This is a genomic window from uncultured Vibrio sp., from assembly GCF_947488985.1.
Classification (GTDB): Bacteria; Pseudomonadota; Gammaproteobacteria; order Enterobacterales; family Vibrionaceae; genus Vibrio.
This window is the reverse complement of record NZ_CANLBV010000018.1, coordinates 1-12,949: the sequence shown is the minus strand read 5'-3', so window position 1 is coordinate 12,949 and position 12,949 is coordinate 1. Positions and strand designations below refer to the sequence as shown.

Here is a 12,949-nt window from a genome sequence, read left to right as displayed (position 1 = left end):
TAATGACCGTTCGGCTAAGACCTTGATAAAAATGTGTTTTAATTCGTCACCGAACAAAAGTAGAATGGTGGCAGTTAATCTTATTCTTTATAAAGTGATGAACTACAACAAAATGGATACAAATCAACCTTCTATTGCCATTGTTGGTGGTGGTATTGCTGGAACCACAAGTGCTATTCATTTTAGCGAGTTAGGTTTTAAGGTCACTATTCTGGAAAAAGGGCCGAGTTTGGTTAATGGCCCACCTATTTGTCACTTGCACGCAGGCGGCAATTTGTATCGAGATATTTCGGTGGAGCAGTGCGTTAAGTTGCTTACACAATCTATTGATACCGTCCGCTTATTTCCTCACACGATCAATATTCGTCCGACCATCATTGCTGTTCCGCATAGTGATGGTGGAGATCCTTTGGCGTTGCTTCCTCGACTTAAGGTGATCCAAAACAGTTACGCAGAGCTTGTTAAACAAGATGCGAGTAACCAAGTCTTGGGCGATCCGCAACAATATTACAAGCTATATAGCCAACAAGACTTGCTGGCTCTTGCTAAAAGAACGCAACCTCTGAATCCGACATCGCTTGATGATTGGTGCATTCCTTTTGCCAAGCATACAGATTTAGACACACTTAAGTTCCCCGTTGTGGTGGTTCAAGAGTATGGCTGGAGCGTATTCCGATTATCTGCGACGGCTCAATTGTCTTTAGGTAAGCAACCAAACTGTACGGTGTTGACGAACAGTCGATTACAATCAGCACAGTCGACAGATCAAGGTTGGTCGTTAACCTATACCGACAGTGAAAATCAAAGTCGTCATCTTAAGGCTGACTATCTGATTAATGCCAGTGGCTTTGAAACGGGCATCGTGGATGACTTTGTTGGCTCTAAGCAGCAAAGGCTGGTGGAATTCAAAGCCGCTTATGTGACCGAATGGGCATATTCGCAAGCGTGTCAGGAAGAGTGGCCTGAGGTGATCTTTCATGGCCCAAGAGGCACACCGCAAGGTATGGCACAACTGACGCCTTATGCCGATGGTGTGTTTCAGTTGCATGGTATGACAGAAGGCATCACTCTGTTTGAAGGGGGGCTGGTATCGTCTTCCACCGATTCCTCACAACCTCAATTGCCGTCCAAGTTACTCAAGAAAATTGTGTCTGGCTGGAGTGAAGCGCAGCTTGATCTCAGAACTCGCGCTGCAATCACTCATATGTCTCAGTTTATCCCAAGCTTTGGCTCTGCAGTGGTTGGCGGCAAGCCTCTGTTTGGCGCACAGCAGATCCCAGGGACGGATCCTAGCTTGAGAGCGGCTGATGTTTCATTTTGCGGTGATCGCTACGCGCGACTTGAGGTGGTAAAAGCATCTTCAACGTTTGAGGCGGCACAAAAGATTGCCCAGCACTGGTTTGACACATCAGACTCGGTATCAATTGAAGATAGCCACACCGTGACAATGTCACTTAACCTACGCGAAATTGAAGACCGAGCGATAGGGTTAACCCAAGAGCGTGGATATCCAGACTCACTTGCTAAAGTTTCAGGGCAAGAGCACTCTTAATCGTCAGTCATGATCGACTACGCTGCACTCCTTCAATTCGGCTTACCGTGATAGGTAAGCCGAATCTTCATTCAAATACCAGTTTAGATAGCGAAAATCATCCAAACTCATCTTCTAGGCTAAATACTTTTAGCGACATAGCAAAAACTAATAGCCGAAAAACCGAGCCCATTGGCACCAAACTGCCTGCAAACCTAGACGATCCCCTTTACTAAATGATATCTGATGACCGGGTTTTGCTTGTGCTAAACGGGGTAAATCAATCCTAGCGACGCATCCAATCTTCGGATACCCACCAATGGTCTGTCTGTCGTTGAGCAGCACAATTGGCTGTCCATCTTGGGGGATTTGAATCGCACCAAGGGCAATGCCTTCCGACAATAAGGTGATGTTCGGCGAGGCAACCGCGTCGCCAGTGAGCCGATAACCCATTCGGTTGGAGTGTTGGCTAACACTGAATTGTGCGCTATAGAGAGTCTGTTTTGCTGATTCAGAGAACTGTTCGTTTTGATATCCTTCAATAACCCTTAAGTTCAATGGCAAATTGAAATCGGGTTTGAATCGATAAGCGACACCGAGCGCTTTAAAGGGGTGAGAAAGAGCATGCTGGGTAAAACCAATTTGTTGTCCTGGTTGGCATGGCTCCCCATCTTGTGTTAACTCCCCAATTTTTTCTCGTGTTACGGTTGAGCAGCTATCAAGCATTACTGGAACATTGAAGCCGCCCTTGATCGCTAAATATGCTCTTAATCCATTCTTGGGTAAGCCAAATGAAAGAACCTGTCCTCTAAATGCTTGGAATGTACTCCAATTATCCAGTGGTTTATCATCAAGTTTGGCTTGTAAATCACCACCACATAACGCCATTTCACAGTCTGAGTCGACTTTTAACCGACATTGACCAAGAGTGATTTCTAACGCAGCTTGGTTAACAGGGTTGCCAAATAGATGATTTGCCCAACGGTAAGAGTCATCGTCAATCGGACCACCTTGCGTCAATCCTAGATGCGCAACCCCAAATCGTCCGAAATCCTGAATCAGGCTCTATGGATCGGGCTTAATGATGGTCAGTGTCGATTGATAGATGGATTTAATCATTTACAATCCCTCCACCAAGCGCCACAAATTCTTGTTTTGATATTGCCGAGAAACGTACTGAGTCACCAACGTTGAGTAAAGACAGCGAGCACTGCGCGATGTCGCTGTTGTTCAATAGGCTATGATCAAATAGCGTCAGTGGGCAGTTACCAATAATATTCCAGCCGCCCGGTGATTCTGAGGGGTACACCGCTGTTTTCAAATCTGCGATAGCGATACTGCCTTTCGGAACACTTAAGCGGGGAGTTAATTGGCGAGGTAAAGCCAGCTCATCGACCACATCAGACATAAAGGCAAAACCCGGAATAAACCCTATTGCACTCACAGTGTAGGTCTGTGAGGTGTGATAATGAATGATATCGTCTAACGACAAGCCTTTGTCTTGATATCGTGCTAAATCGAGCGTGGTTTCTGTTGAATAATAGGCGGGTAGATCAATAATATTGATTGCCTTATTCGTACTCGAAAATGAGGAGACCGCTTGACTTAACAAGACATTAAGTTGCTCGATAAATTGGTTTTCTGAAATGCAATAAGGGAGATAGTCGACTAATATAGTGTGATAAGACGGTGTGACGTTCATCAGCACCGACGCAAATTTTTGGCGAATCGTATCGGAAAAGTGAGCCATATATTGCGCGTACTGAGTGCTAGATTGTTGCTTTGATTTTATCGATAGCGTGACTAAAACGCTGCACTCAGCGACCGGCACGATATTAAATTCAATCGGATTCGTCATCATTTCGTTTCCATACTGCTCTTCTCGATAATCAGCGCCCTAACTATCGAATCTAGTTTTATTCCAAAGTGTTCTTTTTATTCATTGATGATTTGTCAGGTGATGAGTTCACGCAGCATGCTAATTAAATGTATTGAGGTCTTGTCTGATTTTTCTGATTAAGGCGATAGAGTGAGGGTTATCACCATGTACACAGATGGTATCGGCTTCAATCGGCAGTCTTTCCCCTTGTATGGTGGTGACAGAGCCGTAGTTAATGATCTGCATCACTTGGTTATAGATATCATCTTTATTAACATGAACCGAGCCTTTCATCATTCGTGGGGCCAACTGCCCGTTATTCAAGTACGCTCGGTCAGCAAAGGCTTCAAATAACAAGGGTAAATCATGATCATCCGCGATATCTAAATACTGTTGATTGTCTGAAGAAGAGAGGATCATTAGAGGGATGTTAAATTCAGCGACGGCTTGAGCTATCGCATTAAAAATATCGGTATTCGCCATCATATCATTATAAAGTGCACCATGAGGCTTCACATAGCTAACGGTGGTGTGGTGATAACGACAAAGCGCTTGCAAGGCCCCAATTTGGTAACAGACTAATTCACTGATCTCATCCATCGTATGCGGTATCGAGCGACGTCCAAAGCCGACCAGATCTTGATAACCCGGGTGAGCACCAATTTGAGTGTGATAGTGTTGCGCGAGTTTAATGGTCTTGGACATAACGTGCGGATCTGATGCATGAAACCCACAAGCGATGTTCGCCATATCAACCCATTCCATGACTGACTCATCGTCACCCATCTTCCAGTTGCCAAAACTTTCTCCCATGTCGCAATTAAGCAATACCTTGGCTGTCACGTGATGTCATTCCTTTACGTTTTTGTAGTTGTAGTTCGGATTATGGTTGCAGCTGTTTAAGACGTTCTTACAAATGGCAGAATTTAACAGTGACCTAACTCAAAGTTTTGCTATTGTTGAGTGAGTGGTAAGTTATTAACTTAAAATTAACGTTCTTATTTAATAATATAAATTTTATGAATACTATCAGCATTTGAGAATTCTACGACTTTAAAGCCAATGCTCACATCTTGAAATCATAAGGAAAGTCTCCCCAAAGAAGTGCGATAGCCATGCAACATAACTTTGTGTTATTGACGGTCGGCTAATCAGCTCGGATGTTTGTGACCTTACCCTAAGTTGTTGTATCCTAAGTGACAGGTTAAATATTTTTAAACAAAAAGGTCTCCGACACATGAATGTCTTAGTTACAGGCGGCATGGGTTACATTGGTAGCCATACAAGTATCCAGATGATCAACGCAGGTATGACGCCAGTGCTTTTTGATAACTTGTACAACAGTAAGTCAAGCGTTTTAGAGCGTATCGAGAAAGTCTCTGGTGTTCGACCTGATTTCATTGAGGGTGATGTGCGCGACAAATCGCTACTGACTGAAACCATGAAAAAATATAACATCCAAGCAGTTATCCACTTTGCAGGCCTGAAAGCGGTGGGAGAGTCGGTTGCTAAACCTCTGGAATACTACGATAACAACGTCAATGGCACGTTAGTTCTGGTCGATGCGATGCGCGATGCTAATGTGAAATCATTGGTATTTAGCTCGTCGGCTACGGTCTATGGTGATCCTGAAAGCGTACCGATTACTGAAGATTTTCCAACCAGTGCAACCAATCCATACGGTCGCAGTAAGTTAATGGTTGAAGAGTGCTTAGCTGATTTTCAAAAAGCCAATCCAGATTGGAGTATTACGCTGCTGCGTTACTTTAACCCAGTAGGCTCCCACCCAAGTGGTGAGCTAGGAGAAGATCCACAAGGTATTCCAAACAATCTAATGCCATTTGTCTCTCAAGTTGCTGTTGGTCGACGTGAGTTCTTGTCTGTCTTTGGTAGCGATTACCCAACAAAAGATGGCACTGGTGTTCGTGATTATATTCACGTAATGGACTTAGCTGATGGACACATCGCAGCACTAGATAAAGTAGGGCATAACGACGGCCTCCATATTTATAATCTTGGTACAGGTAATGGCTCTAGTGTCTTGGATATGGTTAAAGCGTTCGAAAAAGCGAGCGGTAAAGATATCCCTTATAAGCTTGTTGAACGTCGTCCTGGCGATATTGCAGAGTGCTGGGCCGATCCTGCTAAAGCTCAAAAAGAGTTGGGCTGGAATGCTACACGCACACTAAAGGACATGACAGAAGATACATGGCTTTGGCAGTCAACAAACCCTGATGGTTTCCCAAGCTGATCGAGCAGTTTCATGAATGTTTAATGTAGAAAAAGATGCCTTGGGCATCTTTTTTTGATCTAAATCGAATAAAAAATAAATTTGCCGTTAAAAAGTATCATTCTAAAACTGTTGTGTTACCATTCTCTCGAATTGTTTGCTTAATGTTAATTTTCTTTGGAGTTAATCATGGAACTAGGTCTAATTATCGCTTTCATCATTGCATCTGCTGTAATGGTTAAGAAAGAGATGGCAGAACAGTAATTTCACTTTATTCCCTTTTTTATACAATTTTTAGTGAAATAAATAAAAGCCAGCATGTGCTGGCTTTTTAGTTTTTAGTGCGATAAGTTGCTTTAATATCAGTCTTCTAACGAATTAGAACTCGTATTTAGCCGTTACTGACCAGTTTCGACCAGCTTGTGTGTAATCTCTCTCTTCTTGTGAGAATCCACGAACATCATTCCACGAGTAGTACTCTTCATCGGTAACATTAAAGAGTCCCGCACGCAGTGTGAGATCTTTCATTGGCAAGTAATATGCCGTCAGGTCAACGACCGTTGCTGAATCAATAGGAAGAATTTCGTCAGTTAGACCGACACTGTTGATGTCACTCGACTTTTTAGCTGCAGTGTAGCTGATGTTCAATGACGTGCCCCAAAGTGACGTCGGTGCATCGTAGTTGAAGGCAATGACCGCATTCCAAGGGTTTACGCTGTTAAGAGGGTTGCCTTCTCCATCTTCACCTTCAGTGTAGGTTGCAGCAATTCGCGTGCTAATTCCTTTTACTGACACGAAATGATTCCATGACAAAGTATTAGATGCTTCGATGCCTTTAATTATCGCTTCATCAATATTCACATTTTTGTAGATTGTCGGGTCCATTGGAGAGCCAGAACCGCTTACTGGCAACGTATCAATGAAGTTATCGTAATCACTGTAGAAGACCGCAATCTCACTTGATGAGAAATCGGTGTTATGACGCCAACCGAGCTCATAAGAGAGGCTTTCTTCGGCTTCTAGATCTGGGTTAGGGGCATTCACGTAACCATGAGCAGGGTTACCAAATGAGTAGTACAGCTCTTGGAAATCAGGAGCTCTAAAGCCTTGACTGATTTGACCAAAAATTTTGTTTTCATCATTGAGTGTGTAAGTTGCACCTAAACGGCCCGTGACAGCGGAATCTGAGTATTTAGCATAATCTTCTTCAGGGTTGCCACTTGGGTTTTGGCTGGCATCGCCCGGGTCCGTTTCAAATCTATCAAAACGAACGCCAGGAGTGACCATCCAATTGCCGATCGTCATTTCATTTTGCGCAAAGAAGCCATATTTTCTTTCTGAGGCGGCGGGAATATAGAAGATAACCTGATCGTCACTGATAGAGTTATATTCGTTATTTACGTTTTCAATATCTTTGTCTGAATAAGAAGCGCCATAAATGAAGTAGTTCTCTACATTACCAGCCATGAAGAACTTATCGAATTGAACATCAAATTGATAACCTTCATCCGAATAGACATAGTCTTTTTTCTGAATGTTTCCTGCTGGCGGTAAGAACATTCCGCCGTTCGAAGTACGATTGGTGATGCCATTTTCTTCTTTACTCAGCCAGTCTGCTTGCCAAGTCATCGTATCGGCAAACGCTAAATTGGCATCCCAAATATGTTTGATGCCAATTTGTTGCTGGCTCGTTGAGTCCTCGCCAGTGTAGTTGGTGTAGCTTGAGTCTTCTAAGTTTGTATCGCCAGAGTTTTCAATAAAGTTGCCCGAGAATTCTAAACGGTGCTGTTCATTGAGTTGATATTGAAGCTTAACTAATAAGTTATTGTTCTGAGTATCTTGCTCATCAGGTGTTCCGAAGTTATCTATTTGTTCGCCATCTCTTCGAGTATAAGCTACTAAGGTTTCAAGATCGCCAACACGATTTGCTAAAGCGACAGACTCACTAAAAGTGTTGTCAGAAGATGAATAGTTGAACTTAGCATGGCCACCAAAATCTTTGTTTTTTAAAAAATCGCTTGGATCTTTTGTCTCAAATGCCGCAATACCACCAATGGCGTCTGAACCGTATAGCGATGACGCTGCGCCTTTTACAACTTCTACGGACTTCAACATATCGGTATCAACATCAACACGGGAAGAGTTAATGAAATTGAATGATTGAGTACCACTTGGCGTAAATTGGTTGGTTTGAGAGACCCCATCAACGATAACTTTGACTCGGTTACCTTCCATTCCTCGGATATTAATGCCTTGAATGCCTTGGCGAGAATTTGTTGTTACCGTCACGCCTGGTGTGTACTTAAATAAATCTTCTACATCCGTGACCATGTTTTTTTCGATATCTTTCTCGTTGATCACAGTGACTGAAGCCGCCACATCTTCAAGTTGTTGACCTGTACGAGTTGAAGATACAACAACCTCGTTAAATAGGGCATAATCTTCAGCTAAGGCTGAGGTTGATGAAAGCGCTAAAATGATTGAAGCAGAGAGTAGGGATTGCTTATACATCTGATAGTTACCTTAATTCCATAGTATTATCTTGATTACGAGAAAGATACTATTGGATCTAAATGATAATTACTATTATTTGTATTTAAATTTATTTATAACTTTATCAACTGAAAGCTTTTTAAGTACAGTAAACCACTGTATTAAAAGGATTTTAATACGTTTCGCTTAACGATTAAATGCTTTTATTTTTGTGATAAACCTCTCATTTATAAAGTGAAGTACTGATGCATAGCCCAATAACACTCGAAGCGTTACACATATTAGATGCGATTGAACGTCGTGGCAGTTTCGCTGCGGCGGCCAATGAAATGGATAGAGCGCCATCGTCACTCAGTTATCAAATACAAAAACTCGAACAAGAGTTAGATATTATGATTTTTGATCGATCTGGACACCGAGCTAACTTCACGGAAGCGGGTCAATTGATACTCGAGCAGGGACGATTGATTCTTGGTGCGACAGAACGACTAGTGAATGATGCGAGTATTCTTGCTAACGGCTGGGAGCTCAATATAACCATCGCGTTTGATGGCATTATCCCCATTGCCAATTTGTTCCCATTGGTCGATGAGCTAGGTAAAATAAGTAAAACGCAAGTTCGATTACAGGAAGAGATCTTAGCGGGATGTTGGGAGTCACTCGCCGATGGACGTGCCGACTTACTGGTGTGCCCGAAGATCGATACTATTCCAAATGATATGAAAAGTGATGTCATTGGTAAGATAGAGATGATTTGGGTCGCAGCATCAAACCACTATGTTCACAAGCGTTCAGGTGAGTTTGATCAAAAGGCAAGAGAAAGTTACAGGGTTATTGCTATCGCCGATACAGCCCGTGATCAACCCGCAATGAGTATCAATATTCTAGAAAAACAGCCGCGCCTAACCGTGACAAGTTTTGCCGCCAAAGTTGACGCGTTAACTTCAGGATTAGGAATTGGCACCATGCCGACGGTTATCGCGAACCCATTAATAGAATCTGGTGTGTTACAGCAGATCTCAGGGACAGAATTACACGCGATTGACATTGTTATGGCGTGGCGCCGCAACAAAATGGGTGATGCTAAATCTTGGTGCATTCAACACCTTAAAAAGACTTGGTCATTAAAATAGCGGTAACACCATATCTGCGGTTCCATCTTCAAAACTGATATCTAGCTTAAAACCAAGTTTTTGAGCTAGTGTCAGCATTCCTCTATTGGTCGGCATCGTCATTCCAGACATCTGTTTCGTCTGCTTTGCACGGCAGTAATCGATAACCTTAGTCATCAGAATACGACCCAAACCGACACCTTTTAAGTCTGAACGTATTAATATCGCGAACTCTGCATCGGTATTCTCTGGGTTAATCAGCGCTCGAGACACACCAATAATTGCTGGAACGCCATGTTCTTCACTAACGACCACAAAGGCGATTTCTCTATCAAAATCAATTTGCGTGAAATTGGCGAGCGCCTCATGATTAAATTCACCGACATCGCTAAAGAAACGTTTATAGAGATCCTCTTTTGAAACTCGGTGAATAAAGTCAGCATGCAGTGGTTCATCTTCAGGAAGGATCGGGCGCAATAACACCTCTGAACCATCTTTCAACGTTATATATTCTTCAAGTTCAACAGGGTAAGGACGAATTGCGAGCCTTTCTTGAGGGTCGCCTTCATAGGCTTTTAGTATAATATCGGCATCGAGTATTGTGAATTTATCACCATTGGCAAGTACTGGGTGTATATCCAGTTCATGAATTTCAGGGCAATCAACAACCATCTGCGAAATACGGACCAGAAGCTCAGATAGTCCCTCAATATCAATCGGATTCGGCAGTTTTTGCAAACGAATCTTGCCACTTTTTATCGCTCGAATAATCAAGTAACGAGACAGTGTCATGTTCAGTGGTGGAAACGCCGCAGCAGCGTCAATGGATTCATCCCATTCGGATCCACCTTGACCCAATAAAATAATAGGACCAAAGGTGTCGTCGGTGGTCACTTTGATCCGTAACTCTTGGCTACCTGCAAGTTTGGCCATTCCTTGAATCAATAAGCCATGAATATGGGCGGTCGGGTATGATAATTGAGACCGATCGAGAATGGCTTGCGCGGCATTAGCGACTTCATTACTGTTTCTCAGGTTAAGCATCACACCCTGTACATCTGACTTATGGGCGATATCTGGCGAACGCAGTTTTACCGCGACAGGGTAACCAATTGTCTCTGCAATATGTACCGCTTCACTAGGATCAGAAGCGATCCAGGTAGGTAAAACTGACAAATTAAAGTGTTTGAAAAATTGGCTGTTTTGGTGGGTATCAAGACTAACTGTGTTTTTATCCAGTAGTTGTTGTTCTATCCAGTTTTTGGCATCGGCTAAGTCTTCAATGTGAACTTTTTCTGCCGTGGTCGGCGTTTCCATTAATTGTCTTTGATTACGTCGGTACTCCACCAAGTGCATGAAAGCAACCACGGAACTTTCAGGTGTACGATAGGTAGGGATCCCCGCTTCAGTAAACAATTTTCGTGCAGGTCTTGCGGTTAACTCACCAGACCAATTGGTCAGAATATTAAACCGCTTATGGCGAGGGTGCTTTTTAATCGCTTCAATAATTCGTTTGGCGGTGTTGGCTGAGTGCGCGATCGCAGAAGGACTGTGCATGATGAGAATGGCATCGGTTTCGTCACCATCAAGCAGAATGTTGATGGTGTCTATATAACGCTGAACATCAGAATCACCAACAATGTCTATGGGGTTGCTATGTGACCAACTGGTTGGCAACACCTTGCTTAATGCATCAAGCGTGTTATCTGATAACTCAGCAAGCTTACCGCCGCGTTCAAATAAAGTATCCACTGCCATGATAGCCGGCCCACCGCCGTTGGTAACAATAGCAAGCCGTTCCCCCCGTAAAGGTACAGAATGAGTGAGCGTCTCTACCGCTGCAAACAGTTCATGCAAATTCTTAACTCGCAGCATACCACTACGACGAATCGCCGAGTCATAAATGATATCTAACGTATTGGTACCGCCAGTGTGTGCGATAGCGGCGGCTCTGCCTTTTTCGGTGCGACCTCCTTTTAACACAAGAATTCTTCGATTACGTGATGCAGCTCTTGCTGCAGAAATGAATCGTCTTGCATCCTTAACGCTGTCGACATAAAGCAATATCGCTTCTGTGTGGGAATCGGTACTCAGGTAATCCAACAACTCAGAGAACTCGATGTCACTACCATTACCTATCGAGATAAACGCAGAGAAACCAATCTCTTTGTCGTTGGCCCAATCAAGAATGGTGGTACACACCGCTGCTGATTGAGAGATGAACGCGATTTTACCGGGCAGTGCAGTGACAGGAGAAAAAGACGCATTTAGGTTAAGCCAAGGGATGATCACGCCCAAGCTATTCGGCCCGAGCACACGAATGTTGTGTTGCTTGGCGATCTTTAGGCACATTGAATCAAACGTTTCGCCATTGTCTAAGTGCTGGTGCATATCAGAAGAGAGCACAATCACAGAAGCGATCCCTTTGTCAGCAAGTTCTTTAAAGAGAGCAATATTACGCGTCGCATTGGTGCACAAAATCGCTAGGTCGGGAACAATGGGCAGCGATAGAATGTTTCTATAAGAGAGGACCCCCGCGACTGAACCGTATTTCGGCGTCACGGGCATCACCGCACCTTTAAAATCCCCATGCAAAAGGTTATTCATGACGATGTATCCCGCATGTGATTCTCGTTGAGAGGCACCAACAACGGCGATTGAACGGGGTTTGAGTAGGGGATCAAGATGATTCATGGACATATCCTAGCAATGCACGTAAGTTCATCGTAACTTACTTTTCACTGATAGGCTGACGGCTTATTCACCGAATTTAGATGAATAAGCGGACACGGCATAAAGTTTGTGAAATAGGTCACCCACTAATGATGTATAATCTCAAAGTTAACTTGATTCTAAATCAGCGTATCGGCATGATTTATAGTAACTATTATTAAGGATATAGAGCTTTCCATGAAAAAATTTGCAATTGCGACTTTGCCACTGCTCTTGGCTGCATGTGTCTCTGAGAACTACATCACGGATGTGACTTCAGATAGTTATCAGGAAGAGTACAAAACAGCTAAAGTTGAAGCTCCAGTTGTATCTCAATCTGAGCAAACAAGCGTTGTTGAAGAGAATGTTACGACTAACGTTATTAAGACCGAGCCTGTTGAACAGAAGGTCACTAAAAGCACGACGGCTAAACCCGTTGCGGCGGTGAAAGGCCCAACGAAAAAACAACAAGATATGAACCAGCGTTTTGGCTATACAGTTCAAGTTGTTGCGGTTGGTAGCCAAAGTAAAGTCGACTCTTTCGTGAAAATGCTCCCAACGGCGTCTCAGCCGGTCTGGGAAAACTACAAAATGGTGAATGGCACTAAGTGGTTCACGGTACTTTACGGTGACTATGCGACACGCTTAGAAGCTAAAAAGGCAATATCAGCTCTTCCAGCGACTTTCAAAAACCTGCAGCCGTTCGTTAAGAGTATTGATGATATTAAAAACTCTGAATACCCAACGCTAAACAAGTTAAACTAAGTTTTGATTCATTAAAGAGGGAGCCGTTGCTCTAATGCCGTTCACTTAAGGTGAGCGGCATTGTTTTTTCTAGGATATCGGCTTGGCTTTTTCTTCACGACTCTAGGGAAAGATCTGTCTCGCCTTGGCTCTAATATTAAACTCCCGCTCATCGAGTAAAAGTTCTGGAGTTGCCGCGGGATTGCTCCCGGTGATGAATATGGAAGACCGACTATTAAACGCATAAT

9 protein-coding genes and 1 pseudogene are annotated in these 12,949 nt (G+C 43.3%); 4 read left to right on the top strand and 6 right to left on the bottom strand.

Features of this window, described 5'->3' with window-relative positions; translation table 11 throughout:
- The first annotated feature begins 97 nt into the window (after nucleotides 1-97).
- On the top strand, nucleotides 98-1,552 hold the full coding sequence (locus Q1A70_RS06240) for an FAD-dependent oxidoreductase (protein ID WP_299688229.1): 1,455 nt from the start codon (nucleotides 98-100) through the stop codon (nucleotides 1,550-1,552).
- A gap of 147 nt (nucleotides 1,553-1,699) precedes the next feature.
- On the opposite strand, the gene Q1A70_RS06235 is transcribed toward Q1A70_RS06240, so the two are convergent.
- From Q1A70_RS06235 to Q1A70_RS06225, 3 genes are all read right to left on the bottom strand, one after another.
- On the bottom strand, nucleotides 1,700-2,593 hold the full coding sequence (locus Q1A70_RS06235; RefSeq protein WP_299688226.1) for a biotin-dependent carboxyltransferase family protein: 894 nt from the start codon (nucleotides 2,591-2,593) through the stop codon (nucleotides 1,700-1,702).
- 49 nt (nucleotides 2,594-2,642) lie between these two features.
- Nucleotides 2,643-3,392: an allophanate hydrolase subunit 1 gene (locus Q1A70_RS06230; protein ID WP_299688119.1), complete on the bottom strand. Its 750-nt coding sequence runs from the start codon at nucleotides 3,390-3,392 to the stop codon at nucleotides 2,643-2,645.
- Nucleotides 3,393-3,509: 117 nt separating this feature from the next.
- Nucleotides 3,510-4,253 (bottom strand): 5-oxoprolinase subunit PxpA, encoded by a 744-nt coding sequence (locus Q1A70_RS06225; RefSeq protein WP_299688116.1) that lies wholly within the window; start codon nucleotides 4,251-4,253, stop codon nucleotides 3,510-3,512.
- 394 nt (nucleotides 4,254-4,647) lie between these two features.
- Between Q1A70_RS06225 and galE the strand changes: the two genes are divergently transcribed.
- Nucleotides 4,648-5,661, top strand: a complete 1,014-nt coding sequence (gene galE, locus Q1A70_RS06220) for a UDP-glucose 4-epimerase GalE (RefSeq protein WP_299688113.1) — start codon at nucleotides 4,648-4,650, stop codon at nucleotides 5,659-5,661.
- Between the two features lie 357 nt (nucleotides 5,662-6,018).
- Here the strand turns inward: galE and Q1A70_RS06215 are convergent, their stop codons facing one another.
- Nucleotides 6,019-8,151, bottom strand: coding sequence for a TonB-dependent hemoglobin/transferrin/lactoferrin family receptor (locus Q1A70_RS06215; RefSeq protein ID WP_299688111.1), 2,133 nt, complete (start codon nucleotides 8,149-8,151; stop codon nucleotides 6,019-6,021).
- A 227-nt stretch (nucleotides 8,152-8,378) separates the two neighbouring features.
- On the opposite strand from Q1A70_RS06215, the gene Q1A70_RS06210 reads away from it, so the two are divergent.
- Nucleotides 8,379-9,266 carry a LysR family transcriptional regulator gene (locus Q1A70_RS06210; RefSeq protein WP_299688108.1) on the top strand — a complete coding sequence of 296 codons (888 nt, stop codon included), beginning with the start codon at nucleotides 8,379-8,381 and terminating at the stop codon, nucleotides 9,264-9,266.
- Here Q1A70_RS06210 and Q1A70_RS06205 read toward each other — a convergent pair.
- On the bottom strand, nucleotides 9,258-11,939 hold the full coding sequence (locus Q1A70_RS06205; RefSeq protein WP_299688105.1) for a bifunctional acetate--CoA ligase family protein/GNAT family N-acetyltransferase: 2,682 nt from the start codon (nucleotides 11,937-11,939) through the stop codon (nucleotides 9,258-9,260). The genes Q1A70_RS06210 and Q1A70_RS06205 overlap by 9 nt on opposite strands.
- Before the next feature lie 216 nt (nucleotides 11,940-12,155).
- On the opposite strand from Q1A70_RS06205, the gene Q1A70_RS06200 reads away from it, so the two are divergent.
- Nucleotides 12,156-12,722 carry an SPOR domain-containing protein gene (locus tag Q1A70_RS06200; RefSeq protein ID WP_299688102.1) on the top strand — a complete coding sequence of 189 codons (567 nt, stop codon included), beginning with the start codon at nucleotides 12,156-12,158 and terminating at the stop codon, nucleotides 12,720-12,722.
- A 41-nt stretch (nucleotides 12,723-12,763) separates the two neighbouring features.
- On the opposite strand, the pseudogene Q1A70_RS06195 reads toward Q1A70_RS06200, so the two are convergent.
- Nucleotides 12,764-12,949: pseudogene (locus Q1A70_RS06195) on the bottom strand (IS4 family transposase); the annotation flags it as partial.

Excerpts from the sequence above, each read along its gene's own strand:
- Q1A70_RS06205 (WP_299688105.1), bottom strand. The coding sequence starts at position 11,939 with ATGAATCATCTTGATCCCCTACTCAAACCCCGTTCAATCGCCGTTGTT.
- Q1A70_RS06230 (WP_299688119.1), bottom strand. The coding sequence starts at position 3,392 with ATGATGACGAATCCGATTGAATTTAATATCGTGCCGGTCGCTGAGTGC.
- Q1A70_RS06240 (WP_299688229.1), top strand. The coding sequence starts at position 98 with ATGAACTACAACAAAATGGATACAAATCAACCTTCTATTGCCATTGTT.
- Q1A70_RS06210 (WP_299688108.1), top strand. The coding sequence starts at position 8,379 with ATGCATAGCCCAATAACACTCGAAGCGTTACACATATTAGATGCGATT.
- galE (WP_299688113.1), top strand. The coding sequence starts at position 4,648 with ATGAATGTCTTAGTTACAGGCGGCATGGGTTACATTGGTAGCCATACA.
- Q1A70_RS06200 (WP_299688102.1), top strand. The coding sequence starts at position 12,156 with ATGAAAAAATTTGCAATTGCGACTTTGCCACTGCTCTTGGCTGCATGT.
- Q1A70_RS06215 (WP_299688111.1), bottom strand. The coding sequence starts at position 8,151 with ATGTATAAGCAATCCCTACTCTCTGCTTCAATCATTTTAGCGCTTTCA.